Genomic DNA, 25424 nt, shown 5'->3' with positions numbered 1-25424 from the left:
CGGTAGGTTGGGCGGCCTCGCGGCCGCCCAACCGCTCAGTGCGCCACGTCCAGGACCACCCGGGTCGGGTTGTCCAGCAGCATCAGGCGGAACCCGTCGCGCGACGCGGTGGTGACGTCGGCGTACATGATGCCGGCCCCGACCACCGTGAAGTGGACCTCTTGCAGCTGGGGCAGGCCGAAGTCCACTGTGGCCGGTCCGGAGTGCGACGCGTGCGGCGACTGCGTCGGCGAGCCCGAGCCCGTGAACGTGACCCGGATCGTCGCGGTCTGGTTCTGGTAGCGCACGTCGAGCGTCGGCTGCCGGTCGCCGATCATGTCGAAGACCAAGCGGTCGTACCCCGGATGCCGGCCCGAACGGACCCGCTCCACCAGGGCGTCCGGCGCGTCTCCGGCGTGCACCACAGGCGCGGCCGTGAACGGCTGGGCCGGCTGGTGCGCCACGTCGACGGCGATACGGTCCGGGCCGTGCAGCACCAGCACCCGGAACCCGGCCCGGTCCTCGACGCCGAGGCCGAAGCCGGCCACGCCCTCGAAGTAGCCGCCGGATCTGATCTGCCTGAGCGTCGGGAATCCGGGGTTGTAGACGGTGCCGAGGTCGACCGCCGGGGCGGCGGTGTCGGTGAACACGACGACCAGGGTCGCCGCGCCCGCGACCGGCACGGTGTCGCCGCGGCCCTGCTCGACGAGGGTGCCGTACTGCACCCGGTAGCCGGGCGTGCCGCCGCTGAAGTCGAAGACGGTCCGGTCGTACGCGTCGTGGCGCCCGACCCGCACGCCCGTCAGCACCGGCCGACCGGTGCTCTGCGCGGCGCCGGCGACCGGCGCGGTGCCCGTCGGGGCGGGCAGGTCGTCCGCGGCCCGGGCGGTGGCCGGCAGCGCCAGCACCAGCCCGGCACACACCGCCGCGGCGAGCAATTTACGGCGCATGGCTGTGCTCCCTCCTGTGTCTGGAGTGCCTCGGGGATGAGGCGCACAGGAGACGCGGGATCACGCGGCCCGGTTTACATCCTTCGCAGAACCGCCACGACCTTGCCGAGGATGGTGGCGTCATCGCCGGGAATCACCTGATACGCCGGGTTGCGCGGGACGAGCTCGACGTGCCCGTCGCGGGCGTAGTAGGCCTTCACGGTCGCCTCGCCGTCGAGCATCGCCGCGACGATGTCACCGTTCTCGGCCACCGACTGCTGGCGCACCACCACGATGTCGCCGTCGCAGATCGCGGCCTCGACCATCGAGTCACCCTTGACATTGAGCGCGAAGAGCGTGCCGTGCCCGACCAGCGTCGTGGGCAGCGTCAGCTCGTCGTCGGGGATCTGCTCGGCCAGGATCGGCCCACCGGCGGCGATGGTGCCCACGAGCGGCACCGCCACGCCGGGATCGGCACCGCGCGCGGCCACGCCGTCATAGGGCCCGCGGATGTCGACGGCGCGCGGCCCGTGCGCGTCGCGGCGCAGCAGCCCCTGCTTCTCCATCGCCTTGAGATGATGGGCGACCGAGGACGGCGACCCGAGCCCGATCGCGGCCCCGATCTCCCGCACCGTCGGCGGGTAACCCCGCTTGTCGATGGACTCGCGGATGACCGCCAGGATGCTCTGCTGTCGCGGGCTCGTCATGGCCATACGATACCGGATATCTTCGATCAGGCGTACGAATCTTCCCTTCCGTCATTCTTGTGGAGGGAATGCGGCGGCCCGGCGGTTTGTCGTACCGGGCATGAGTTCGCGGATCGTCTCCTGCGTCCAGTGCGGCCAGCGCAACCGGGTCCCGGCGGCGGCCACCGGCCGCCCGGTGTGCGGCAAGTGCCACGCGGCGGTCCCGTGGATCGCCGACGCCGACGACGCCTCCTTCGCCGAGGTGGCCGAGCGCTCGCCGACCCCGGTCCTGGTCGACCTGTGGGCCCCGTGGTGCGGCCCGTGCCGGATGGTGAGCCCGGCCCTGGAGCAGGTCGCCGGCGAGCTGGCCGGGACCGTCAAACTCGTCAAGGTCAACGTCGACGAGGCCCCGGCGACCCAACGCCGCTTCGACGTCCGCGCCGTGCCAACCCTGATGATCGTCCGCGACGGCCACGTGGTGGCCCGCCAGGCGGGCGCCGCCTCGGCCGCGGCCCTGCGCAGCTGGGTCGAACAGAGCCTGTCGTGACACAGGGTCAGGGAGTATTGCGGAGCGTCGTGATCAACAAGGAGATTTTTGGGCGGATGTTAAGCTGAGCAGGCAGGAAAGATCGACGCGGGGCGCGCGACCGATTCCTTCTTGTGTGTTCGGCTCGTCAGTCCTTGTTGCTTGTTTGTTGGGCTCGTCAGTCCTTGTCGCTGGACGCGGTGCCGGCATCCGCGTCGAGCTGTGCGATGCGGGCCATCGCGGCGCGGTATGCCGCCGGGGCGAGGTCCCCGCGCAGCAGCCGCGCGGCCGCCCGCACCTCGGCCCGCCCGAGCCGGTCACCCCACGCGGGCCGCTCCGCCCGCATGGACCGCCTCACGCGCCGGCGCTGGTCGCGTGCCGACCAGGGACCCGGACCGTCGGCCGGTGCGCGCCGGCCGCTGGTGGGCGTGCGCGGGCCGGCGGGTTGTGTGTGCGGGCCGGCGGGTTGTACGTGCGGTTCGCCGGGTTGTACGTGCGGGTCGCTGGTTGGTTGCGCGCCCGGGCTGCCGACCGCCCACGGCTCGCGATTCGGCTGCGGGTCCGGCCCGGCGGCCGGCCGTGAGCCCGGGCGTGGGTGCGGGCGTGGGCTTGGGCTTCGACCGTTCGTCGCCGCTCGGCCGCGCATCGATCCTGAGCCCGAGCCTTGGCCGTCCGCCTGCCATCGGTCGTCGGCCGGCCATGGGCTGCCGGCCGGCCATCGGCTCTGCGCGGGCGACGGGTTGTGCGTTGGGTGGCGGCGGCGTGTCGGTCGCGGGGCCGGGGCGCCGGGCGCGGGGTGGCCGGGCTCGCGGTGTGGGGGATCGGGGTCGCCGGGCTCGGGCAGGGGGCCGAACTGGCGGGCCAGCCACAGCCCGGCCCGTGGCTCGTACGCGCCGCGGATTCGGCGTCGACGGATGGTGGTTGCGTGGGCGGCGATCAGCCCGCAGTAGGCGAGCGCGATGAGGAGGGCCACGACCAGCGGAGCGGGCACGCCCAAGTTTCCCATGCGTAGCCTGGCGGTCGTGGAAGACCTCCAGGTGTACCGCGCTCGGCCGTCCGACCTCGCCGCGATCCTGCCCCTCGTGCGCGAGTTCTGCGCGGTCGACGGTCACGAGTACGACGAAGCCCGCGTCGCCCGCGCGCTCGCGCCGCTGCTGGCCGGCGACGTACACGGGCAGGTCTGGCTGGTCGGCGTGCCCGGGGTGGCGGACGTCGGCGCGGCGGCCGGACCCGCCGTGTCCGGGGCCGAGGCCGGGGTGGGGGTCGCGGCGCGGGGGGCGGTGGGTGTGGCCGTGTGCGGGTACGCGGTCCTGACCTGGGGTTGGAGTCTCGAGTCCGGCGGTCGGGAGGCGCTCCTCGACGAGATCTACGTCCGTGAGCGCGGTCGCGGGGCCGGCTCACTGCTGCTCCAGCAGGTCATCGCCGCGGCCGGCCGGGCGGGGGCGTTCATGATCTTCCTTGAGACCGAGGCGCACAACGAGCGGGTCCGGGGCTTCTACGCGCGGCACGGATTCGCGGTCGAGAATTCCGTGTGGATGAGGCGGGCGGTGAACTGACGGCCAAAGTAACCGTACAGTGGCACGTGCGGGAGCGTCCGTGGCCGGCACCGTCGCGGGCGCTCCCACCCGTTCACGATAGGGCCCGGCCCAGTCGCTCCAGGATCGTGGCGAGGACCTCGGGGCTGGTCGCGAAGCCGGACCAAGGCCGCGAATCCGAACTGCACGCAGCGCGGCGACCAGGCCGACACGTTCACGCTGCGGGTCACCTCGACGGCTCAGCAGCCCTTGAGGGTGGCGGCGCAGCGCTTGGCCGCGGCCGGGGCCAGGGTCTGGGCGATGCCGGCCGAGTCGGTGCCGATGTTCGTGTCGTTGAGCCAGATCACGTAGTCGCCGCGGCGGATCGCGACGATGTCGGCGGTCACCGCGATGCCGATGTCGGTGCCGCCGGTCATGCGCAGGCCCACGGTCTCCTCGCCGAGGCCGGCCGGGGGCTGGGTCGCGGTCAGCGTGAACGTCACCGACACGCCGGCCAGCTGCTGGGCGAAGGACTTGCAGCCCTCGACGGTACCGCGCAGCTGCTGGACGGCCTCGGTGGCCTGGCCGGCCGGGAAGCGCACGACGGCGTGGGTGAGGTACGGGCCCATGGCGCCGCGCGCGTACGTGACCGCGGCCGACACCGTCTCGTCGGTCGTCATCGGCTCCAGCGCCGGGCAGCCGGGGAAGCTGCCGCCGCCGATGCTCACCTTGCCGTTGTGGCTGCTGGCGACGTTGATGGTGGTGAAGCCGCCCGGCACGTCCCCGGCGCCGAGCAGCGCCTGGCGCAGGTCGTCGGAGACGCCCGCGGACGTCGGCGCGACGATGACGGGCGCCGCCGACTGTGAGGCGGCGGCCAGGCGGGCCACCCCGGTCAGGCGCAGCCCGGTCTCGGCGTCGGCGCGCGTGGAGCAGCCGGCCAGTGAGGACACTGCCAGGGTTCCGGCGAGCAGCAGAGCCGCCCCGTTCCTGCGATTCACCGTACGTTCCCCTCTCGAAAGGCTCCCGGCCGACGCTATGGGAATCGCGAACCGAATGTGTCCGAAATTTCGGATTTGTGCCACGATTGAGCGATCTTCGACGCAGTACGCTCACAGCGTGAGCGTGCGGACCTTCATCGAGGCGGCCCAGCGGCGGATCGACGCGCTGCACAGCATGGTGCTGCTGCGCGGCGGCGAAACCGTCGCGGCGGGCGCCTGGCACCCGTATTCGCTGGACCGCCCGCACCGCCTCTTCTCGCTGAGCAAGAGCTTCACGTCCACGGCCGTCGGGTTCGCGGTCGCCGAGGGGCTGCTCGACGTCGACGACCCGGTGGCCAAGCACTGCGACGGCCGGGGCGACCCGCGCATGCTCGTGCGGCACCTGCTCACCATGACGACCGGGCACGTCGAGGACACCATCCCGATCATCTCCCAGCCCCAGCACACCGACTGGCTCGAGGCGTTCCTGGCGCTGCCGGTGCGCAAGGAGCCGGGGACGCACTTCCTGTACAACACCGGCGCCACCTACGCGATCGGCGCCATCGTGCAGAAGCTCACGGGGCAGCGCCTGGTCGACTACCTGCGGCCGCGCCTGTTCGACCCGCTGGACTTCGGGCCGGTCACGTGGGAGCAGTGCCCGCTGGGCCGGGACGTGGCAGGCTGGGGCATGACCGCGCGGACGCCCGAGATCGCCCGGTTCGGCCACCTGTACCTGCACGACGAGCGCGGCATCCTGCCCGCCGGCTGGGCGCAGCAGGCGACGGGCAAGCAGGTCGAGAACGCCTACGCCGGCGAGAACCCCGACTGGCGGGAGGGGTACGGCTTCCAGTTCTGGCGCGGCCGGCACGGCTCGTTCCGCGGCGACGGCGCGTTCGGCCAGTACTGCCTGGTGATGCCCGACCGTGGCGAGGTCCTCGCCATCACCGCCGGCTTCACCGAGATGCACCTGATCCTCGACCTCGTCTGGGAGCACCTGCGCGACGACGAGACCGAGCCCGGCCCATTGCCGCGGCTGGAGCTGCCCGCGCTCCACGGTGGACCGTCCACGGTGGAGGGCACCTTCACCGTCGCCGCCCCACGCCGGACGCGGCCGGAGGACTGGCGCCCCAGCCATGAGCGGCCGCCGACGATCCGCAGCATCACGTTCGCTGCGGGCCGGGTCGTGCTCGAGGACGAGACCGGCACCCACGAGCATCCCTACGCCGACGGCACGTGGACCGTCACCGGCGACACCGCCGCGACCGGGGCCTGGGACGGGGACACCTTCACGCTGCGGATGGCCTATGTGGACGGACCGTTCATCCGGACGTACCGCTGCCGCTTCGACGGCGACGAACTCGTCATCGCCACGAACGACAACGTGTCCTTCGGCCCGACCGGCTACCCGCCGACCCGGGCGGTCCGTCAGCGGCTGTAGCGGTGCTTGACCCCGAGCGGGAACCACAGTGGGGCGGCCGGTGCCGCGGAGAACTCCCGAGCCGCTCGAGGGGTCGCGCCGCACGTTCACGCATGCGCTGGACCGTATCGAACCCCGGCTACGATGTCGCAATATGGCGAGGATTCTGGTCACCGGTTCGACGGACGGCATCGGGCTGGAGACCGCCCGCTACTTCAAGCGCCGCCAGGACCTCAAGCCCAACCCGTCGGCGCGGGACGTGCGCTACCAGGACGGGCTGCTGCGCGCCGGCGCGGCGCTGTCCGGCGTGACGCTGTGAGGCACGCGATCGGCCTGCCGACGGTCGGGCAGTTCGGCTCCGCGCGGACGCTGGTCGATCTCGCCGTGGCGGCGGAGCGGCACGGCTGGGACGGCGTGCACCTGTGGGACCATCTGCTGTACGACGAGCCGGACTGGCCGGTCACCAGCCCGACGGTGGCCGCCGCGGCGATCGCGGCCGCGACGAGCCGGGTCCGGATCATCCTGACCGTGACGGTGCCCCGCCGCCAGGTGCAGGAGGTCGCCCAGGACACCGCGGCGCTCGCCGAGCTCTCGGGCGGGCGGCTCACGCTGGTCGCCACGCTCGGCTCGATCGACGAGGAGTACACCGCCTTCGGTCTCGACCCGGACCTGCGCGCCCGCGGCCGAGCCCTGGACGAGCGCCTGGCCCGCCTGCAGTCCCTGTGGCGCGAGTGGGGCAAGGATCCGGTGCCGATCTGGTGCGCGGCCCGCTGGCCCCGGACGGTGGGCCTGCGCCGGGCGTCCCGGTTCGCCGGTGCCATGCCGATCTTCGACGACCAGCGTTCGGTGCCGGTCCCGGTCGCGGACGTCTCCGGCGCGGCGGCCCTCGTGCCGGGCAAGGACCTGGCGCTGGAGGGCTTCACGGACGGCCCCGCGGACGCGGAACGCCTGCGCGCCTACGCGGACGCGGGCGTGACGTGGTGGATCGAGGCCCTGGGCTGGTGGCGCGGCGACCTGGCTGCCGCCCGCGCCCGCATCGCCGCCGGACCGCCGGGACCAGCGGGGCACTGATCGGGCACCGCCGTCGCGGCTGTGCGTGCGGCGACCTGGCTGCCGCCCGCGCCCGCATTGCCGCCGGACCGCCGGGACCAGCGGGGCGCTGATCGGGCACCGCCGTCGCGGCCGTGCGTGCGGCGGCCTGGCCGGCTGCGAGCGATCCACAAGGCGCAGGTGGACGGCTGAGGGGTGAGGCCGGCGGGGGAGCGGCGCGGCCACCGGCGGTCGCCGTCCCGGCCGTTACCCGCCGGGCCGGGCGGGTAAGTGGGCTGTGCGATCGTCACCGTCCGATTCGGTACCCGAAGGAAGCGCCATGACCACGATCACCTCTGACGAGACCGGCCTGGACACTGTGGCGCAGCTCGCCGCCCAGCTGCGGGTCGACTCGATCCGCTCGTCCACCGGCGCCGGCTCCGGGCACCCCACGTCCAGCATGTCCGCCGCCGACCTGCTCGCCGTGCTCGTGGCCCGGCACCTGCGCTACGACTGGGACAACCCGGGCGCGGAGGGCAACGACCACCTGGTCTTCTCCAAGGGGCACGCCTCGCCGCTGCTGTACGCGGTGTTCAAGGCCGCCGGCGTCGTCTCCGACGGGGAGCTCATGACCGGCTACCGCCGCTTCGGGCAGCGCCTGCAGGGCCACCCCACCCCGGTGCTGCCGTGGGTCGACGTGGCCACCGGCTCCCTCGGCCAGGGCCTGCCCGACGGTGTCGGCGTCGCCCTGGCCGGCAAGTACCTCGACCGGCAGCCGTACCGGGTCTGGGTGCTCTGCGGCGACAGCGAGATGTCGGAGGGCTCGATCTGGGAGGCCCTGGACAAGGCGTCGTACTACCGGCTGGGCAACCTGATCGTCATCGTGGACGTCAACCGGCTCGGCCAGCGCGGCGAAACCGAGCTGGGCTGGAACCTCGACGCCTACGCCACCCGCGTCGAGGCCTTCGGTGCTCGCGTCATGACCGTCGACGGCCACGACCTCAACGCTATCGACGCGGCGTTCACCGCCGCCGCGGACGGCGACGACCGGCCGACCGTGATCCTCGCCCGGACGGTCAAGGGCAAGGGCTTCTCCGAGGTCGAGGACCGCCCCGGCTGGCACGGCAAGCCCCTGCCCGCCGACCTGGCCGAGCGCGCCGTCGCCGAGCTCGGCGGCGAGCGCCACCTCACCGTCCGCGGGCTGCGGCCCGAGGCCGCCCGGGCCGGCGACGGCCGCGTCCCGTCGGCCGGCGCCACCCGGCCGGGCACCACGCAGCCCCGCGAAGCGCCGGCTCCGGTCCGGTACGAGCTCGGCGCGAAGGTCGCCACCCGCAAGGCCTACGGCGACGCCCTGGTCGCGCTCGGCGCCCGCGACCCGCGCGTCGTCGCCCTCGACGGCGAGGTCAGCAACTCCACCTACGCGTTCGAGTTCGCCGACGCCTACCCCGACCGGTACTTCGAGATGTTCATCGCCGAACAGCAGATGATCGCCGCCGCCACCGGCCTGGCCGCGCGCGGCTACCGGCCCTTCGCCTCGACCTTCGCCGCCTTCCTGACCCGCGCCTACGACTTCATCCGCATGGGCTCCATCAGCGGCGTCGACCTGCGCCTGGTCGGCTCGCACGCCGGGGTCGAGATCGGCGCCGACGGGCCGTCCCAGATGGGCCTGGAGGACCTCGCCATGTTCCGCGCGGTGCACGGCTCCACCGTGCTCTACCCCGCCGACGCCACCAGCACCGTCGCCCTCACCGAGGCCATGGCCGCCACCCCGGGCGTCAGCTACCTGCGCACCACCCGCGGCGGCTACCCGGTCCTGTACCCCGACGGCGAAACCTTCCCCGTCGGCGGCTCCAAGACCCTCCGGGCCGGCGACCACGACCGGGTCACCCTCGTCGGCGCCGGCGTCACCCTGCACGCCTGCCTCGCCGCCGCCGACACCCTCGCCGCCGAGGGTATCGCCGCCCGCGTCATCGACGCCTACTCCGTCAAACCCATCGACGCCGCCACCCTCGCCGACGCGGCGGCCGCCACCGGCGGGCGCATCGTCGTCGCCGAGGACCACCACCCCGAGGGCGGCCTCGGCTCCGCCGTCATCGACAGCCTCGTCACCGGCGGCCGCACCCGCCTGCACGTCACCCACCTCGCCGTGCGCGGCATGCCCGGGTCCGGCACCGGCGCCGAACTGCTCGCCTGGGCCGGCATCGACGCCGATCACATCGCCGAGGCGGCCCGGCGCCTGGTGGGCCTCTCCGGGTCCGGATCGGCGTTGTGAGCGGACCGGGCAGGGGCCGGTAACAAGCGGGCGACGGGGCGGCAACACCGCGTGGCGAGCATGGCAGGAGCCGCCTGACGAAAGGTTCCCGCCGTGCGCAGCACTCCACGCTTCCTGCAAGGTGTCTACAGCTTCGAGGGCAAGGGTCTCGACGCGCCGTTCCTGCTCGACGCGGCGCTGACCTACATCGTGCCGGACGGCGCCACGACCCAGCCGGTGTACTTCCGCGGGGGCAACGCCGCCGAGGAGCTCGTGTGCGTGGTGCTGATGCGCGACGGGCAGGCGATGCGGTACTTCCCGATCGGCGCGAGGTCCGACACCCACGTGGCCCTGCGCGTCGTCGAGGACCTCGAGCCCGGCACCGGCGTCGAGCTGCACGCGGCCGCCCCCGCCGGCGTCTTCTCCACCGTCGTCGTCGACTTCGGGCTGATGGAGATCGAATGACCCGCCAGCGGCTGGTGGTCGTCGGCAACGGCATGGCCGGGGCGCGCACCATCGAGGAGATTCTCCGGCGCGGAGGCGCGCAGCGCTTCGACATCACGGTGTTCGGCGACGAGCCCTACGGCAACTACAACCGCATCCTGCTGTCCAACGTGCTCAGCGGGGCCGAGGACGAGGCCGGGATCTTCCTCAACGACCTGGACTGGTATCGCGGCAACGGCATCGAGCTGCGCGCCGGCGTCCGGGTCACCCGCATCGACCGCTTCGCGAAGGTGGTGCTGGCCGAGGACGGGACGCAGCGGGCGTACGACAAACTCGTCATCGCCACCGGCAGCAGCGCGCGGGTCCCCGACATCCCCGGCATCCGCGCTGCCCACCGCGGGTATCACCAGGGCGTCTTCGCCTTCCGCACCCTCGAGGACACCCGCGCGATGATCCGCTACGCGCGCGAGCACGAGCGGGCCGTCGTCATCGGCGGCGGGCTGCTCGGCCTCGAGGCGGCCCGCGGCCTGCAGGCGCACCTGCCGCACGTGACGCTCGTGCACTCCGGCGGGCACCTCATGCACGCCCAGCTCGACGCCCAGGGCGGGGCGATCCTGCGCCGCAGCGTCGAGGCGCTCGGCATCGAGGTCGTCACGAACGCGCGTACCACCGAGATCCTGGGCCGCAACGCGGTGGCCGGCGTGCGGCTGCGCGACGGGCGGGACATCCCGTGCGACGTCGTGGTCGTCGCGGCCGGCATCCGGCCCAACGCCGGCCTCGCCGCCGCCAGCGGGTTGGTCGTAGAGCGCGGGATCGTCGTCGACGACCAGCTGCGGGCGCTGGACGAGCCGGACATCTACGCGGTCGGGGAGTGCGTGCAGCACCGCGGCGAGACGTACGGGCTGGTCGCCCCGCTGTGGGAGCAGGCACGCGTGCTCGCCGACCACGTCACCGGGGCGAACCCGGCCGCGCGGTACCACGGCACCCGCACCGCCACCAAGCTCAAGGTCGCCGGCGTCGACGTGGCCGCGATGGGGCTGCGCGAGGGCGAGCGCGACGACGACGAGACCCTGGTCTTCGCCGAGCCGCGCCGCGGGGTCTACAAGAGCGTCGTGATCCGCGACGGCCGCCTCGTGGGTGCGACCCTGGTCGGCGACGTGCGCCGGGTCGCCTTCCTGACGCAGGCGTACCACGAGGGCCTGCCCCTGCCCCAGGAGCGCGCCGAGCTGCTGTTCGACCTCGGGGCGCCCGGCGACGCGGCCGCGGTCGCCGAGCTCGCCGACACCGTGCAGGTCTGCAACTGCAACGGCGTCACCAAGCGCGCGCTCGCCGACGCGGTCGAGGCCGGGGCCCGCACGGTCTCCGCCGCGATGGAGCGGACCCGGGCCGGGAGGGGCTGCGGCTCCTGCACGTCGCTCGTGGCGCAGATCGTCGAGTGGGCCGCGGGTGGGGCGGTGGCCGAGGACCCGTCGGCGAGCTGGTACGTGCCGGGAGTACCGCTGGACAAGGCTTCGCTGATGGCGGCGATCCGGGCGCAGGGGCTGCGGTCGGTCTCCGCGGTGTTCGCCGCGCTCGCACCCGGCGGGGCCGAGGACGCCAAGAGCAAGATGGGGCTCGCCTCGCTGCTGCGGATGATGTGGAGCGAGCAGTACGTCGACGAGCGCGACGCCCGCTTCATCAACGACCGCGTGCACGCCAACATCCAGCGCGACGGCACGTTCTCCGTCGTGCCGCAGATGAAGGGCGGCGTCACCACACCCGCGCAGCTGCGCCGCATCGCCGAGGTCGCCGAGAAGTACGAGGTGCCGATGGTGAAGCTCACCGGCGGGCAGCGCATCGACCTGCTCGGCGTGCGCAAGGAGGACCTGCCGGCGATCTGGGAGGACCTCGGGATGCCGTCGGGGTGGGCGTACGGCAAATCCTTCCGGACCGTGAAAACCTGCGTGGGTGCCGAGTTCTGCCGCTTCGGGCTCGCCGATTCCACGGCGCTGGGGATCGCGATCGAGCAGCGGTACCAGGGCATCGAGGGCCCGGGCAAGATGAAGCTCGCGGTGACGGGCTGCCCGCGCAACTGCGCCGAGGCGTACGTGAAGGACCTCGGGGTCGTCGCCATCGAGGGCGGTCGCTGGGAGATCTACGTGGGCGGCGCGGCCGGGGCCCACGTGCGCAAGGGCGACCTGCTCGCCACCGTCGCCACCGCCGCGGAGGTGCTCACGCTGACCGGGCGGTTCCTGCAGTACTACCGGGAGAGCGCGAACTGGCTGGAGCGCACCTACGCCTGGGTCCCGCGCCTGGGCATCGAGCACATCCGCGCCGTCGTCGTCGAGGACGCTCTCGGGTGGGCCGAGCGTCTGGACGCCGCCATCGCCGAGTCCGTGGCCGCGTATCGCGACCCGTGGCTCGAACGCCGCGAGGCGGCGACCCCGGGCCAGTTCCGCACCGCCCTGCCCCTGATCCCGCTGCCCCAGGTCCCCGCGAGGCGCCCATGATCGTGCAGACCCGCCTCGGCCCGCTGAGCGAAATCCCGGTGGGGGAGGCCCGCGCCTACGCCGTCGACGGCGACATGATCGCCGTGTTCCGCCTGCGCGACGGCTCCCTCCGCGCGGTCTCCGCGCTGTGCCCCCACGCGGGCGGCCCGATCGCGGACGGCCTGGCGGACCTGCGCCAGGTGGTGTGCCCGCTGCACCAGCACGCCTTCGACCTGGCGACGGGCCGCTCGACGACGGGCCAGCCGAGCCTGACCGTCTATCCGGTGACGGTCGACGACAACGGTCAGGTGATCGTGGGCACACCGGTGTGATCCCGGCTCCGGGCCGCCTCGGGACATGGCTCACGGTCGCGCGGCGGTCGGCGCGAACCGGCCTGGTACCGTGGCCCAATGCTGGCGAGCCTGCTGCCCGGCCTGCGCACCGTCAGAGCACCACTGGCCGCCGGATATGTGGCAGTCTTCGCATCGTGGCTCGCCGTCGCCAACCGCCTCCCCACGAAGGCGAGCGCCACAGGTGTCGTGGCGGACCTGTACGGGCTCGCTGAGAAGGTCGGCACCGGCCCGACGCTCGCGGCGGTGACATTCACCGCCTACGTCGCCGGCGTCATCCTCATCGAGGTCGCCCAGTTCGCGTCGAGCCTGCTGTTCGACCTCGCAAACGTCGTGTACCGCTTGGTGCCCAAATGGTTGCGACCGGCCGCGAACCAGGCGGCGGAGCGGTTGGCGCTCATCAGCCCGGGCGGCGCCTCGCGACGATCGCGACTCGAGGCGCTCGATACGGTGGTCCTGCGGCAGTTGTCGCTGCGCTTCGACACCGACGAAGTCTTCCGCGCCGAACTCACCGACCACCTCAGAGCACTGCAGCAGCAGGCCGAACAGCACCATGCGCAGCTGCCGTCCGTGTTGGCCGGCGCGCCGGCGGCCGAGCTGATCGCGGATGCGGCCGAGCGCACGTACCACCGCATCCGGCTGTTGAGACGGCTCGTCGACTACCGCTGGCACGCCGAGGAACTGCTCTGGGAATCCCGGTTGACCGGCGGCAGCGCGGCGTCGGTGTCGTCGGTCAGCGAGGAGCGCGACCGGGGCAACGCGGAGGCGGAGTTCCGGATCGGCCTGGTGCTACCGGTGATGTGGCTGGTCGTCGTGCTCGCCTACCGGGTCGACCCGTGGTGGCTCGCCGGCGCCGTCGTCCCGGCCGGCCTGCTGTACCTGGGCAGTGTTGCCAAGGCCAAAGCCGACGGCGCGGTCCTGCGCGCGGTAGCGGAGGGGGTGATCTCCTGGCCCGCCGTGGAGCGGCTGGCCACAGCCCAGATCCGCCTGCGCCCGCCGGACGAGTTCCTGCCGACAACCGCGTCGCCACCGGCGACCGCCGACACTACATCGACGGCTGAGGATCCCGCCACGGCAACATGAGCGGACAGTCGTCCGAGTCAGCGGCAGACCGTTGCCAGTTGGAGGAAGAGGCAGCACGAGCTCGACAGTGACAACGCGAGAGCGGACGCCGCCCGGACCGCGACGTCGAAGCGATTGCGTTGGCGCCAGGTCACCGGGAGTGCCTGTTCCACGAGGACGAGGAGCACCCAGCCGATCATCACCAGCGGCAGGTAGAAGTCCCAGTCGGAGTTCGCGAACGCGCTCGCGTTCCCGTTCGCCCCGGCGTTCGGGCAGTCCCCCTGGCGGAGGATCGGGTCGAGGAACAGCAGCAACGACGCGATCACGGCACCGCCCACAAGGCAGGCCCAACAACCGCTCAGACGTGACGGACGCGGAGTGTCGTCGATCATCGGCTCAGGCTAAGGTCTGTATCAAACTCGGGTTTGGTGTCCGGGTTGTGGAACAGTCCGGGTTGTGCGTCTCGTCGTTCCGGTGTGGTCCCGCTTTGGGGTGCGGGTCTGGTCCGGGGTTGTCGAGGGCGTCGTTCCGGGAGTTCGCCGAGCACGCCGGCACCGGCCGTCTGGGGTGGCTGGTGCTGCGCTGCGGCCGCCGCGGCCGGGCACCGGTTGAGTGCCGGCCGGGGCGGTGGTGTCCGATTGACTCGAGCAGGGCTCCTTGCAGCCCCTCATTGATGACGTTGGTGCCGTGGGTGGCGAGAGTGGTCTGCGCGGCGACCCAATCCACCCGGGCGGTGCCGGGCACGGCCGGGTCGCTCAGCACGGTGTGCGCCCCGATGAGAGCGGCGACGAGGTCCCGGTCGCCGGTCAGGCCGCAGTGTGGGCAGGTGTGACGGCGGTGGTGGAGGTGTTTGGGGACGCGGGCGGTGCAGAGGCAGTGCTGGGTCCAGGCGGTGTGCCGGGTCCCGGCCCGGACCAACCCACCACCACCAGCCAGGGCGGCAACCTTGGCGGCTTCCCGATCGACGGCGGCGACGAGGATGCCGGGGGTGAACGCGTGGATGCTACGGCCCCACCGCCGCGCCCACGCCCGCAGGTCACCGGCCTCGACAACCAAGTTCCGGCCATGGGTGGCCACGATGCCGGCGGCGACGATCCGGGCGCGGGTACGCCCAGCCTGGGTACGGGCTGTGCCGTCGGCGGCGGCCTGGGCGCGTAGCCGCTGGTAGCTGGCGGAGAGTTGGTCGCGGCGGTAGGCCTGCACCGGAATACCCGCCGTGTTGGCGATGCGGGCGCCGCCCGGCACGGCGACCTGTGCCGGGGGTAGGCCGGCGGTTCGGCGACGGTCGGCTCGCCGCTGCTGCCGGGCGGAGAGCCGGTATTGGCTGGGGTTGGTGACGCGGCGGGAGCGTTGCAGGGCGCGGTCACGCCGCCGCTGCCGCAACCGTTCCGCCGCGAGCCGGTCGGCATCGGCGCCGGTCTTGATGATCTGCGTGGCCCGCACCCCGTCACCACCACCGTCGATCGGGACGGAGACGACGGCCAGGTTGGACACGTTGACGTCCACGCCGCCGCGCCGGTGCAGGACCGCAGCCGTCTGCCGGCGGGCCACGACCGTCGGGGAGGCGTAGCCGGGGCCGAGGACCATCACATGCGCCTCGTACCGCCACCCACCCGGCGCCCCCGGGTCGCGATACCGGACCAGGTCGATCTTGTGCCAGCGGCGCGGGTCGGCGAGATAGTGCTCCAGCACCGGCTCACGGCCGGGTCCCTGCGGCAGGCGGACCGGCAGGACCAGGTCCCGGGCGCCGGTGCCAGTCAACACCACGGCGAGAGGGCCGTCATGGTCCCACCAGGACCGCACCGGCCGGCCGCCGGCGGTGGGGGTGACGGCGGGCATCCGCCGCGGCTGCCACAACCGCCCGGCCCGGCCGAACACCGCCCGATGCCCCACCAGGGTCCCGGCCAGACGGAACGTCTCCCACTTCCGTGCCCTGGTATGCGACCGCGCCCGCCCCGGGATACGGCTGAACGTCCACCAGCCGCCGACCTTCGGCCGGCCGTGGCGGCGTCCGGTCGCGTCGGGGAACAGGTGCCGATCGGCAGCCTGCCACACGCTGTCGGCGACGTGCATCGCCACCGCTTTCGTGCAGTACCGGCGCAGGTGCGGGGCACGATCCACATGCCGGTACGCGGCATACTCCAACCCGGCCCTGGTCAACCCCAGCCGGTCCCGGACCACAGCCGGACCTGCGACGGTACGCGCGTGATGTGCGGCCCAGTACGCGTCGACCCGTGCGCGGGCGTCACGCTGCACCGCCTGCCGCACCGCGAACACCACCGCGAACACCCGCTCCACATGCCGCCGCACCCCCGGGTCATGCACGTCCAACGGCAGCCGCAACACCGACACCGGACCGTCGTACCGCCACGGCACCGCCTGGTTCGGTCCACGCCGCCGTATCGAGCCTGCTGCCGCCACACCGACCAATATAGGGCCACACGGCCCCCGGTGCCATCGCTGTGCCGGAACTTTGCGACACGGCGTAGTGTCCTGAGTCATTGAAAGCTTTATTGATTCGAGTGCGGTAGTTGGCGAGGTTGTCGAGGATCTCGTCGGCGGTTTTGGTCCACACAAAGGGTTTCGGGTCTTCGTTCCACGCCGCGATCCAGGCGTTGACGTCGTCTTCGAGTTCTTTGACGCTGCGGTGGGTGCTGCGGCGCAGCTTGCGGTTGGTCAGCTCGGCGAACCAGCGTTCGACCAGGTTGAGCCAGCTCCCGGAGGTGGGCGTGAAGTGCAGGTGGAAGCGGGGATGCGCGGCCAGCCAGGTCTTGATCGCGGGGGTCTTGTGCGTGGCGTAGTTGTCACAGATCAAGTGCAGGTCCAGATCACTGGGCGTGTTCTTGTCGATGGTCTTGAGGAAGCGCAGGAACTCCTGGTGGCGGTGCCGACGCTGATGCTGGCCGATCACCTTGCCGGTAGCGATGTCCAGGGCGGCGAACAGGCTGGTCGTTCCGTGGCGCACGTAGTCGTGCGTGCGACGTCCCGGTACGCCGGGCATCATCGGCAGCATCGGCGCGGTGCGGTCGAGGGCCTGTATCTGCGATTTCTCGTCGACCGCGAGAACGACCGCCTTGTCCGGCGGGTCGAGGTACAAGCCGACCACGTCGCGGACCTTGTCAATGAACAGCGGGTCAGTCGACAACTTCCAGGTGTCAACCAGGTGGGGCTTGAGACCGAACGCCCGCCAGATCCGCGAGATCGCGCTTTGCGACATGCCGGTGGCCCTCGCCATCGACCGAGTCGACCAATGACTGTCCTGATTGGACGGTGCTTCCTCAAGCGTCTTCACGATCACCGCCTCAACCTGCTCGTCGGTGACGGTGCGCGGCGCCCCCGGCCGCGGCTCGTCACCCAGGCCGTCCAGCCGATCGGTAACGAACCGGGCCCGCCACTTACCCACCGTCGGCAATGACACACCCAGCTGCCTGGACACCTCGCTGTTGGACAGCCCTCGGGCGCACGCCAGCACGATCCGAGCGCGGACCGCCAACGCCTGCGCGGTCTTGCCTCGCCGCGCCCACGCCTGCAGCACGTCCTGCTCGGCCTGGGTCAGCTCCAGCACCGCCAACTTCGGACCACGACCATCACCCATAGCCATAATCTACCAACGAATTAACGACTCAGGACACTAGGAGCGTTACCGGTGCAAGCCGCGGAGTCCGTGTGCCGCTCCTGTGAAGATTCTCGGACAAGCACCTACGATGTGCGGTCGTGGTCTACGTCGGGCGTGATGGCGCGTTCTCGGTCAACGGCCTCGGCCTCGGCAGTGCGCCGTTCCCGCTGAGCTTCAGTGTCAACGAGGTCTCCGGCTGCTGGGTGGTCGACGCGACGGCGGCGCAGGCCTCGCAACTCGCGGACATGTTGGCCGGCGCCGCGAAGGACACCGTGGTCGTGGTGGACCTCGCGACCAACAGTTTCCTGGACGACGAGTACGTGCAGTGGACACCGTCGCAGATCGCGGCCGGGCAAGGTATCGGCTGCTCGGTGCACAGCCTAGGTTGGCTGGCGGCCGGCGTTGTCGGTCTCAGCGACGAGGCCCTGGTGATGCGGCGGGATGATGTGCCCGGGTTCCTCGCCGGCTGGTCACCGTATCAGTTGGCGCTCGTCGGTCTTCCGGCCCGGCCGGACACGGAGCAGTTGGACGAGATCGCGCTTGCCATCGGGACCGCCGAACACGGCCGGCCGATTCTGCCGACCCTTCCGGGCTGTTGTCTGTGGTACTCCGGACACGACGACTGCTACGTCTGGGTCGAATCGACCGATCCCCAGCTTGCCCCGGCCATCCTGAGCCGCCTGCTGGCCCTGCTGGCCGGCTCGGCCCTGGTCACGGCTGAGCCCGTGGAGGCGGCGGAGCCACCGGGCTGCCTCGTCGAAGCCCTGATCGGCGAGCGCCGTGACTGGGTCGGGATGCTCGGCGCCACGTCTCCCAGCGCGGTAAGCGTGAACCTGACCGCCACGTCCGAGCCTTGGCGGCTTTCCCATCCGCTCCCGCAGCGGGTCGACCGGATCGCGGTCTACGACGTCGCCGAAGCGACGTGGCACCTGACCCAACCATGACGACACGGCACCAACCACCCCACATCGTGGTGGGCGGCGATCTGGACGTTCGGAGTCTGACGCGTCAGCGAACGACATGCTGCCGCTGAGGCGATTCAAGCCACACAAGACGCGGAATGGCAGCTCCAACGACCCGACCTCGGTGCGGCGGCTTGCGGCCGACCATGCGTTCGACTGTGGCGATGTGGTCATCGGCCACGAAGGCGCAGTAGGCCGTGCGGCCGCGCTCCGGGCGACGGGGCGCTTCCGACTGGCGCTGGAGAACGACGTCGTGGCCTTGTGGCGCGGGGCGCTCGCCGGGCAGGTGACTGCCGCCTGCTGCGACGAGATGATTGCCGAATTCGACCGGCACGGCATGCGCCTCAGCAGCGCACGGCGTTCGCGGCGAAGGCGTCGTGCTGCCGGCCCGACCCGGACACCCTCGCCGTGATGTCAGCGGTCGCGGACCAGGTGACGGCCGGCGATCACGGATATCGGGGCTGGCGAGAGGGCGTTGAGCCAGTGGCAGCGAACGACGGTGCGTTGGCTCAGCCGCGATGATCGCCGCCTCTACACTCGGCGGCAGGGTCGTGGGCAGCGACCGGCGTGAGAGGGGGCGGGTGGTGCGGCCGCTGCATCCTTCCGCGGTGCCGGCGTGGATGATCGAGCGGGCCACGCAACGGCGGCTGGCGGGTGACTGGCTCGGGGCGTGCGCCGTGGCGGGCGTCGACGTCGACGTGGACCTGCGCGCGATCCGGCGTGTGCACGGCGCCGAGGTCGCCGCCGAGGTCGAGGGCGACCTGCGTCACCTCGTGCCCGATCTGCTGCGCTGGCACCTGCCCCGCAACCATGCCGACGGGCTGCTGCGCGGCGGCGCGTGGTTCCCGCTGTCGCTGTTTCCAGACGGGCACGCGCTCGTCGCCCGCCCGCCCGTCTGGCACGACCGCCCACAGCGGATCAGGGTGCGTTTCCACCGGCTGGGCGCCGACGAGCGGAGCGGGGCGCGGGACGACACGCTGATGCTGCTGCGCGACCGATGGGACGCCAGGTGTACCGCCGAGCTGCTGGCCCGCTCCGGTGGCGTTACCCGGCTGCCGTTCTTCACCCCGGACGGGCAGCGCCTCGCGGAGGACGAGGTGGCCGGCGACGGGCCGGAGGGGAGTGTCGAGTTCGCCGTCGAGGTGGACGAGGAGGGCCGGCCCGCCGACGCCTGGGGGGCGGCGGGCTTCGACCTCGAGGTGCTGCTCTTCCAGCCGGTGTGGGGCCGCGACCGGGTCGACCCGGCCGCGTTCGACCGGGCGCGGGTCGATGCCCGCGACACCGTGGTCAACCGGGCGCTGGCCGGGCTGCGGCCGGTCCACGCCTGGCTCGTCGAGGCGGCGCGCCGGACCCTGGCCCGCGTCCCGATGCTGCGGCTGGTCGAGCCGTGGCCGAGCGAGCCGCCGCGCGTGCTGCCGTGGCCGACCGACGTCGACGAGCGCCGCGGGCTCGTGCGGATCGACCTGCGGGGCCGTTGCCTGGTCCTCGACCGCCTCGACGACCGGCGCCCGCGGGCCCGGCTGGTGTCCCGGCTACCGCACGACGAGACCGACGAGGACCGGGAGCGCGCCGAGGTCGCCGCGTTCGGTGTGGAGCTGGCCCGCATTCCGCGGATGCCGTTCGTGCTGGCCCGGCGCCCCGCCGAGCTGACGGCGCTGCTGCGCGGGGACCTGCGCCCCGACGACCTGCACCCGCTCGTGCGCGCCGCGCTGTTCCCCGAGCGGCCGCCCCCGCCGCCGGCGGTGACCCGCGCGCTGCCCGACACCGTCCCCGTCCGCTGCGGCGGCGCCACGCACGAGGTGGTGATCCGCGACGGCACGTTCAGCCTCCCGCACCCGCAGGCCGGGATCGACCGGGAGCGGATGGTCAAGGCGCTCGGCGGTCAAGTGCAGGGCTGTGTCGCCGCCCGGGACGGCTGGCGCGACCACACCGTGCGGATGCCCCGCCCGATGCGCCGCCTGCGCGGCGAGCTGCTCGCCCGCGTGTGGCACGGCGACGGCCCGGCCGTGGTCGCGGCCCTCGACGGCGGCGCCGACCCGCACGTCCGCGACGAGCGCGGCCGGACCCTGCTGCACCTGCTGCCGTGGCTGCCCGGCGTGGACCTGCTACCGCGGCTGCTGGCCGCCGGCCTCGATGCCAACGCGCGAGACGTGGACGGTGATACCGCGCTGCACGCCGCCGTCGAGCACGGCTCACCGGACCTGGTCCGCGCCCTGCTCGCCGCCGGTGCCGACCCCAAGGCGACCGGCCGGCGCGGCCGTGTCCCCGTCTGGACGGACCGCCCGGACCTGGAGTTCCTCCGCCGACTGCGGCGCTGACGGTACACTCGCCGCGGCTGGGCCGTAGCGCAGAGGTTGTCGCATCGTCCTGCAACGACGGAGGACGCCGGTTCGAATCCGGCCGGCCCCGCCCCGGTCTTCGGCATATCCCAAATTCCGCGCGCGTCACGCTGCGCACCTGGACTCGGTCGTTGCCCCGGCCGGGCCCGTCGGGCATATCGCGGTGCCGACGCTCGTCGTGTGCGGCGCCGGACGATGAGCGCGCCGCCTCGACCGACGAGCCGGCCGCGCCCTGCGGCACGCGACCCGCGCCGTGGTCCCCGGCGACCACGGCACGGCCGCCGGAGCCCCGCAGCTCGCCGCGGCGATCGGCGACTTCCTCGCGGGGTGACGAGCGGCTGGGGCGTAGTGTCGGCGCATGCGGGTACGGCTGCTCGGCCCGGTCGACGTCGCCGTGGCCGCAGAGGTGCGGGAGCTGGCGGGGTTGCGCCGCAAGGCGGTGCTGGCCGTGCTCGGCCTGCACCGCGGCGCCGTCGTCGGCGTCGACCGGATTCTCGACCTGGTCTGGGCGGACACGGACGCCACGGTCCTGCCCAACACCGTCCAGCGCCACGTGTCCGACCTGCGCGACGTGCTCGGCGACCGGCAGGCCATCGAGGCGCGGCCGCCCGGCTATCGGCTGCGGGCTCCCACGGATCTCGCCCTGGTCGACGAGCACCTTCAGGCCGGGCGCAGTGCCGGGTCCGCCGTGGCCGCGGCCGGGCACTTCCGGGCCGCCCTCGCGCTGTGGCGGGGGCCCTCGCTGGACGGCCTGGCCGATCTGGACTGGCTGCGCGGCCAGGGGGAGCGGCTGGATCAGCTGCGGCGCGAGGTACAGCTGGATCTTATCGATGCCCGGCTGCGTCTGGGCGAGCACGAGCGGCTGGTGCCGCAGCTGGAGCCGCTCGCCGCGGCGGCGCCGTTCGACGAGCGTGTGCAGGCGCTGCTGGTGAACGCGCTGCGCGGGGCCGGGCGGCGGGGCGAGGCGGTGGCGGTGTACGAGCGGCTGTGCGACGCGCTGGATCGCGAGCTCGGCCTTCGGCCCGGGCCGGAGCTGCGCGCGCTGGGGGAGGCGCTGCGGCGCGGGGGCACGGCCGCGGCCCCGCCGCCTGTCCGCCCGGCGCAGCTGCCCGCCGCCGTGCCGGGCTTCGCCGGGCGCGCCGCGGAGCTCGAGCGGCTCGACGCGCTGCTGGGGCCGGGGGCGGCGGTCGCCGTCGTGTCGGGCACGGCCGGGGTCGGCAAGACCGCGCTCACGCTGCACTGGGCCCACCGCGCGGCGCCGGGCTTCCCCGACGGTCAGCTCTACGTCAACCTGCGCGGCTTCGATCCCGCCGGCGCCGCCGTCCGCCCCGAGCCCGCCCTCGGCGTCCTGCTCGAGGCGCTCGGCGTGCCGGCCCAGCGCGTCCCGGCCGGGGTGCGGGAGCGCATCGAGTTGTACCGCGAAAGCCTCGACGGCCGCCGTCTGCTCGTCGTGCTCGACAATGCCCGCGACGCCGAGCAGGTGCGGCCGCTGCTGCCGGGGCCGGGCGCGACCCGGGTGGTCGTCACCAGCCGCGACCGGCTCGCCGAGCTTCGGGACGCCCGGCCGGTCGCCCTGGACGTCATGAGCCCGGCCGAGGCCCGCGACCTGCTGCGGCGGCGCCTCGGCGAGTCGCGGCTGGCCGCCGAGCCGGACGCGACCGACGACATCATCGCCCGCTGCGCGCGCCTGCCCCTGGCGATGAGCGTCGTCGCGGCCCACGCGGCCGCCCGCCCCCGGACCGGCCTCGGCCGGCTCGCCGCCGAGCTGCGCGACGCGGCCCGCCGCTGGGAGGTGCTCGACGGCGGCGACCCGGTTTCGGACGTGCGGGCGGTGCTGTCCTGGTCGTACCTTGCCCTGCCCCCGGACGCGGCCCGGCTGTTCCGGCTCCTCGGCGCCCACCCCGGCCCCGCCCTCGACACCGCGGCCGCGGCGAGCCTCGCGGGCGTCGCGCCCGGCCACGCCGCGCGGCTGCTCGGTGAGCTGTGCCGGGCGAGCCTGCTGGGCGAGCCGGAGCCGGGCCGGTACACCCATCATGACCTGCTGCGCGGATACGCCCGCGAGCTGGTCGCGGAAGGCGGCGACGACGGCGCCCGCCGCCGCGTGCTCGACCACTACCTGAGCACGGCGGTGGCCGCGGCCGCCGCGATCAACCCGTCCTGGCCGCCGGTGACCCCGCCGCCGGCCGCCCCGGGCGCCGTCGCGGCTGCGGTCGACGGCGCCGCGGCCGCCCAGCGGTGGCTGACCGCCGAGTTGCCGGCGCTGCTCGGGGCCGTCGACGCCGCCGCCGAGCACGGCCTGGACGTCCACGCGTGGCAGCTGGCGTGGGCGCTGACCGACCTGCTCGAGCGCCAGGGCCGCTGGGACGACTGGCAGGCCGCCCACGAGGCCGGGCTACGGGCCGCCGAGCGCCTCGGCGACGAAGCGGCGATGGCGCACCTGCACCGGGGGCTCGGGCGGCTGCGGATGTGGCAGCAGCGGTACCCGGAGTCCGCCGCCCACCTCGCCGAGGCGCTGCGCCGCTTCGCCGGCCTGGGCGACCGGCACGGGCAGTCGCGCGCCGAGCACAACCTCTGCCAGCTCGCCGAGCGCGACGGCCGCCTGCCCGACGCGGTGACGCACGCGCGGCGCTCGCTGGAGCTGTGCCGGGCGCTGGGGGACCGGCCCGGCATCGCGAAGGAGCTCAACGCGCTCGGCTGGTGCCACGCGGAGCTGGGCGAGTTCGAGCCGGCCCGGGCCGCGTGCGAGGAGGCGGCGGCGATCTACCGCGAGTTCGACGAACCCGCCCAGGAGGGTCCGGTACAGCACAGCCTCGGCGAGATCCACCGCAAGCTCGGCGACCTGGACGCGGCCGTGTCCTGCTACGAGCGCGCCCTGACCCTGTCGGCGGCGGCGGGCGACCGCTTCGGCGAGGCCTCGGCGCTGGACGGCCTCGGCGACGCGCGATCCGCTCTCGGCGAGGCCTCGGCGGCCCGTCTCTGCTGGACGCGGGCCCTGCGCATCCTCACGCAACTGCGGCATCCGTTCGCCGACACGGTGCGCGCGAAGCTGTGATCTTCACGCCGACCGAGGATTAGGGTAGCCTCACCTTACCTAAAGGGGGCGGTGTGGAAGAGTTGTTCTCGGCGGCGGTGCGCCGCACCACGCAGGGGCGTCATCGCGACGCCGAGCGGGCGACATTTCTCGGGGATCTGGTGCGCGGGGCGCTGCCCCTCGCCGGGTACGCCGGCATGGTGGCCCAGCACCACCACATCTACTCGGTGCTGGAGGAGGCCGCCGCCGTCATGCGCGACGACCCCGTGGCCGGGGCGTTCGTCCACGATGGACTGACCCGGGGGCCGGCCCTCGAGGCCGACCTGCGGCTCCTGCTCGGCGACGGCTGGCTGGAGCGATCCGCGCCGAGCGCGGCGACGCTTCGCTACACGCAGCGGCTGCGCGAGGTCTGCTTCACCTGGCCGGGCGGGTTCGTCGCGCACCACTACACCCGCTACCTGGGCGACCTCTCCGGCGGGCAGCACATCGCCGCCGCCGTGCGCCGGCACTACGCGACCGCCGCGACCGGCTTCTACGTCTTCGACGCGATCGGCAGCCCGGCGGCGTTCAAGGCCCGCTACCGCGAGGCGCTCGACTCGGCGGCGTGGTCGGACGAGGAGCGCCGGCGGGTCCTCGACGAGGTGCTGGTCGCCTACCAGCTCAACATCGACGTGCTTGACGACCTCGGCCGCGAGTACGCGGACGGGCAGGCCGCGTGAACCTCGGGCGGCGGCCCCGGACGCCGGGGTCGCGGGCCACGGGCGAGGTGGCGCTGCGCGGGGCCGGCCTCGGCGTGCGGCTCGGCGCGCGGCCCGTCCTCGACGGCGTCGACGTGCGGCTGTGCGCCGGCGAGGTGCTGGCCCTGGTCGGGCCGAACGGCGCGGGCAAGTCCACGCTGCTGTCGGTGCTCGCCGGCGACCTGACCCCCGAACGCGGCGAGGTGGGCCTCGACGGGCGGCCGCTGCGCGAGTGGACGGCGATCGAGCTCGGCCTGCGCCGGGCCGTGCTGCCGCAGCACCACCTGCTGTCGTTCCCGTTCCCGGTCGCCGACGTGGTCGCGATGGGCCGCGCGCCGTGGTCCGGCATCGAGCCCGACGGCGACATCGTGGCGGCGTCGATGGCCGCGACGGGCGTGGCGCACCTGGCCGCGCGCTCGTTCCTGTCGCTGTCCGGCGGCGAGCGCGCCCGCGTCGCGCTGGCCCGCGTGCTCGCCCAGCGCACGGGCGTCCTGCTGCTCGACGAGCCGACCGCGGCATTGGATCTGCACCACCAGGAGCTGGTCCTGCGCATCGCGAAGGAGCGCGCCGCCGAGGGCGATGCCATTCTGGTCGTACTGCATGATCTCGGCCTGGCCGCCGCGCACGCCGACCGCGTGATGGTGCTCGCGGACGGGCGCGCGGTCGCGGCGGGCCCGCCGGCCGAGGTGTTCACGCCGCAGCTGCTCAGCGACGTGTACCGGCACGAGATCGAGGTCCTGCCGCACCCGCGCACGGGCGCGCCACTCGTCCTGCCGGTCCGCTGAGATTCGAGGAGAACCCATGGGACAGCCCTTCACCGCCGAGGTCATCGTCGCCGTGAGCCGGCACATGAACGCCGACCACCCCGCCGACAGCCTGCTGATCTGCCGGGCCCTGGGCGGCCGGCCGGACGCGACGGCCGCGACGATGACCGGCATGGACGGCGACGGCATCGACTTCGCCGCGGTCGTGGACGGCCGGGAGGTGCCGGTGCGGGTTCCGTTCAGCCGCCCGCTGACCGAGCGCGCCGAGGTCCGCCCCGAGGTCGTGCGCATGTACCGCGAGTCCTGCGCCGCCCTCGGCGTCCCGGCCCGCCCCTGACGCGTC

At 73.5% G+C, this 25424-nt stretch carries 23 protein-coding genes, 1 tRNA gene and 1 pseudogene; 18 read left to right on the top strand and 7 right to left on the bottom strand.

Annotation, left to right across the window (positions count from 1 at the left end; all coding sequences use genetic code 11):
* Positions 1 to 35 precede the first annotated feature (35 nt).
* The gene (locus ACQPY0_RS31915; protein ID WP_432968699.1) at positions 36 to 929 is read right to left on the bottom strand and encodes an AMIN-like domain-containing (lipo)protein; all 894 of its coding nucleotides are present in this window, start codon (positions 927 to 929) and stop codon (positions 36 to 38) included.
* Between the two features lie 74 nt (positions 930 to 1003).
* A complete protein-coding gene (gene lexA, locus ACQPY0_RS31910) occupies positions 1004 to 1621 on the bottom strand; it encodes a transcriptional repressor LexA (RefSeq protein WP_432968697.1) in 618 nt (205 codons plus the stop codon).
* A 94-nt stretch (positions 1622 to 1715) separates the two neighbouring features.
* Between lexA and trxA the strand changes: the two genes are divergently transcribed.
* Positions 1716 to 2141, top strand: a complete 426-nt coding sequence (trxA, locus tag ACQPY0_RS31905) for a thioredoxin (protein ID WP_432968694.1) — start codon at positions 1716 to 1718, stop codon at positions 2139 to 2141.
* Between the two features lie 157 nt (positions 2142 to 2298).
* On the opposite strand, the gene ACQPY0_RS31900 is transcribed toward trxA, so the two are convergent.
* On the bottom strand, positions 2299 to 2478 hold the full coding sequence (locus ACQPY0_RS31900; RefSeq protein WP_432968692.1) for a hypothetical protein: 180 nt from the start codon (positions 2476 to 2478) through the stop codon (positions 2299 to 2301).
* 664 nt (positions 2479 to 3142) lie between these two features.
* Here ACQPY0_RS31900 and ACQPY0_RS31895 point away from each other — a divergent pair.
* Positions 3143 to 3676, top strand: coding sequence for a GNAT family N-acetyltransferase (locus ACQPY0_RS31895; protein ID WP_432968689.1), 534 nt, complete (start codon positions 3143 to 3145; stop codon positions 3674 to 3676).
* Positions 3677 to 3894: 218 nt separating this feature from the next.
* Here ACQPY0_RS31895 and ACQPY0_RS31890 read toward each other — a convergent pair whose 3' ends face one another.
* Complete coding sequence (locus tag ACQPY0_RS31890; RefSeq protein WP_432968686.1) at positions 3895 to 4632, bottom strand: hypothetical protein; 738 nt, start codon at positions 4630 to 4632, stop codon at positions 3895 to 3897.
* 118 nt (positions 4633 to 4750) lie between these two features.
* Between ACQPY0_RS31890 and ACQPY0_RS31885 the strand changes: the two genes are divergently transcribed.
* From ACQPY0_RS31885 to ACQPY0_RS31850, 8 genes are all read left to right on the top strand, one after another.
* Positions 4751 to 6049, top strand: a complete 1299-nt coding sequence (locus ACQPY0_RS31885; RefSeq protein WP_432968683.1) for a serine hydrolase domain-containing protein — start codon at positions 4751 to 4753, stop codon at positions 6047 to 6049.
* A gap of 133 nt (positions 6050 to 6182) precedes the next feature.
* A complete protein-coding gene (locus tag ACQPY0_RS31880; RefSeq protein ID WP_432968680.1) occupies positions 6183 to 6347 on the top strand; it encodes a hypothetical protein in 165 nt (54 codons plus the stop codon).
* Positions 6344 to 7099 (top strand): LLM class flavin-dependent oxidoreductase, encoded by a 756-nt coding sequence (locus tag ACQPY0_RS31875; RefSeq protein WP_432968678.1) that lies wholly within the window; start codon positions 6344 to 6346, stop codon positions 7097 to 7099. The genes ACQPY0_RS31880 and ACQPY0_RS31875 overlap by 4 nt, the downstream gene beginning before the upstream one ends.
* Positions 7100 to 7397: 298 nt before the next feature.
* Entirely contained in the window at positions 7398 to 9329 is a 1932-nt protein-coding gene (locus ACQPY0_RS31870) for a transketolase (RefSeq protein ID WP_432968675.1), read from the top strand.
* A 93-nt stretch (positions 9330 to 9422) separates the two neighbouring features.
* Entirely contained in the window at positions 9423 to 9773 is a 351-nt protein-coding gene (locus ACQPY0_RS31865) for a molybdopterin oxidoreductase (protein WP_432968672.1), read from the top strand.
* A complete protein-coding gene (gene nirB / locus ACQPY0_RS31860) occupies positions 9770 to 12241 on the top strand; it encodes a nitrite reductase large subunit NirB (protein WP_432968669.1) in 2472 nt (823 codons plus the stop codon). Before ACQPY0_RS31865 ends, nirB begins: the two co-directional genes overlap by 4 nt.
* A complete protein-coding gene (locus ACQPY0_RS31855; protein ID WP_432968666.1) occupies positions 12238 to 12552 on the top strand; it encodes a Rieske (2Fe-2S) protein in 315 nt (104 codons plus the stop codon). Before nirB ends, ACQPY0_RS31855 begins: the two co-directional genes overlap by 4 nt.
* A 78-nt stretch (positions 12553 to 12630) precedes the next feature.
* A complete protein-coding gene (locus tag ACQPY0_RS31850) occupies positions 12631 to 13653 on the top strand; it encodes a hypothetical protein (protein ID WP_432968663.1) in 1023 nt (340 codons plus the stop codon).
* Between the two features lie 17 nt (positions 13654 to 13670).
* Here the strand turns inward: ACQPY0_RS31850 and ACQPY0_RS31845 are convergent, their stop codons facing one another.
* From ACQPY0_RS31845 to ACQPY0_RS31835, 3 genes and pseudogenes are all read right to left on the bottom strand, one after another.
* Complete coding sequence (locus ACQPY0_RS31845) at positions 13671 to 14024, bottom strand: hypothetical protein (RefSeq protein WP_432968660.1); 354 nt, start codon at positions 14022 to 14024, stop codon at positions 13671 to 13673.
* 4 nt (positions 14025 to 14028) lie between these two features.
* On the bottom strand, positions 14029 to 15984 hold the full coding sequence (locus ACQPY0_RS31840) for a hypothetical protein (RefSeq protein WP_432968657.1): 1956 nt from the start codon (positions 15982 to 15984) through the stop codon (positions 14029 to 14031).
* 160 nt (positions 15985 to 16144) lie between these two features.
* Positions 16145 to 17233 (bottom strand): annotated as a pseudogene (locus ACQPY0_RS31835) (IS630 family transposase); the annotation flags it as partial.
* Positions 17234 to 17346: 113 nt separating this feature from the next.
* Between ACQPY0_RS31835 and ACQPY0_RS31830 the strand changes: the two are divergent.
* From ACQPY0_RS31830 to ACQPY0_RS31795, 8 genes are all read left to right on the top strand, one after another.
* Entirely contained in the window at positions 17347 to 18192 is an 846-nt protein-coding gene (locus tag ACQPY0_RS31830) for a hypothetical protein (protein ID WP_432968654.1), read from the top strand.
* A gap of 76 nt (positions 18193 to 18268) precedes the next feature.
* Complete coding sequence (locus ACQPY0_RS31825; protein ID WP_432968651.1) at positions 18269 to 18622, top strand: hypothetical protein; 354 nt, start codon at positions 18269 to 18271, stop codon at positions 18620 to 18622.
* A 196-nt stretch (positions 18623 to 18818) separates the two neighbouring features.
* Positions 18819 to 20528 carry an ankyrin repeat domain-containing protein gene (locus tag ACQPY0_RS31820; RefSeq protein ID WP_432968648.1) on the top strand — a complete coding sequence of 570 codons (1710 nt, stop codon included), beginning with the start codon at positions 18819 to 18821 and terminating at the stop codon, positions 20526 to 20528.
* A gap of 19 nt (positions 20529 to 20547) precedes the next feature.
* A tRNA-Cys gene (locus ACQPY0_RS31815) sits at positions 20548 to 20619 on the top strand.
* Between the two features lie 288 nt (positions 20620 to 20907).
* On the top strand, positions 20908 to 23601 hold the full coding sequence (locus tag ACQPY0_RS31810; RefSeq protein ID WP_432968645.1) for a BTAD domain-containing putative transcriptional regulator: 2694 nt from the start codon (positions 20908 to 20910) through the stop codon (positions 23599 to 23601).
* A 53-nt stretch (positions 23602 to 23654) separates the two neighbouring features.
* Positions 23655 to 24299: a heme oxygenase (biliverdin-producing) gene (locus ACQPY0_RS31805; RefSeq protein ID WP_432968642.1), complete on the top strand. Its 645-nt coding sequence runs from the start codon at positions 23655 to 23657 to the stop codon at positions 24297 to 24299.
* Positions 24296 to 25102 (top strand): heme ABC transporter ATP-binding protein, encoded by an 807-nt coding sequence (locus tag ACQPY0_RS31800; protein ID WP_432968639.1) that lies wholly within the window; start codon positions 24296 to 24298, stop codon positions 25100 to 25102. Before ACQPY0_RS31805 ends, ACQPY0_RS31800 begins: the two co-directional genes overlap by 4 nt.
* 16 nt (positions 25103 to 25118) lie before the next feature.
* Positions 25119 to 25418: a DUF2470 domain-containing protein gene (locus ACQPY0_RS31795; RefSeq protein WP_432968635.1), complete on the top strand. Its 300-nt coding sequence runs from the start codon at positions 25119 to 25121 to the stop codon at positions 25416 to 25418.
* Positions 25419 to 25424: the final 6 nt, after the last annotated feature.

Source organism: Dactylosporangium sp. CA-233914 (genome assembly GCF_050942935.1).
In the GTDB taxonomy this organism is placed as follows: domain Bacteria; phylum Actinomycetota; class Actinomycetes; order Mycobacteriales; family Micromonosporaceae; genus Dactylosporangium.
This window is presented reverse-complemented; position numbering and strand designations above follow the sequence as displayed.

What these genes read in the sequence shown, in the direction of transcription:
- ACQPY0_RS31810 (WP_432968645.1), top strand. Translation starts at nt 20,908, where the DNA reads ATGCGGGTACGGCTGCTCGGCCCGGTCGACGTCGCCGTGGCCGCAGAG.
- ACQPY0_RS31880 (WP_432968680.1), top strand. Translation starts at nt 6,183, where the DNA reads ATGGCGAGGATTCTGGTCACCGGTTCGACGGACGGCATCGGGCTGGAG.
- ACQPY0_RS31870 (WP_432968675.1), top strand. Translation starts at nt 7,398, where the DNA reads ATGACCACGATCACCTCTGACGAGACCGGCCTGGACACTGTGGCGCAG.
- ACQPY0_RS31850 (WP_432968663.1), top strand. Translation starts at nt 12,631, where the DNA reads ATGCTGGCGAGCCTGCTGCCCGGCCTGCGCACCGTCAGAGCACCACTG.
- nirB (WP_432968669.1), top strand. Translation starts at nt 9,770, where the DNA reads ATGACCCGCCAGCGGCTGGTGGTCGTCGGCAACGGCATGGCCGGGGCG.
- lexA (WP_432968697.1), bottom strand. Translation starts at nt 1,621, where the DNA reads ATGGCCATGACGAGCCCGCGACAGCAGAGCATCCTGGCGGTCATCCGC.
- ACQPY0_RS31915 (WP_432968699.1), bottom strand. Translation starts at nt 929, where the DNA reads ATGCGCCGTAAATTGCTCGCCGCGGCGGTGTGTGCCGGGCTGGTGCTG.
- ACQPY0_RS31855 (WP_432968666.1), top strand. Translation starts at nt 12,238, where the DNA reads ATGATCGTGCAGACCCGCCTCGGCCCGCTGAGCGAAATCCCGGTGGGG.
- ACQPY0_RS31845 (WP_432968660.1), bottom strand. Translation starts at nt 14,024, where the DNA reads ATGATCGACGACACTCCGCGTCCGTCACGTCTGAGCGGTTGTTGGGCC.
- ACQPY0_RS31825 (WP_432968651.1), top strand. Translation starts at nt 18,269, where the DNA reads ATGCTGCCGCTGAGGCGATTCAAGCCACACAAGACGCGGAATGGCAGC.
- trxA (WP_432968694.1), top strand. Translation starts at nt 1,716, where the DNA reads ATGAGTTCGCGGATCGTCTCCTGCGTCCAGTGCGGCCAGCGCAACCGG.
- ACQPY0_RS31795 (WP_432968635.1), top strand. Translation starts at nt 25,119, where the DNA reads ATGGGACAGCCCTTCACCGCCGAGGTCATCGTCGCCGTGAGCCGGCAC.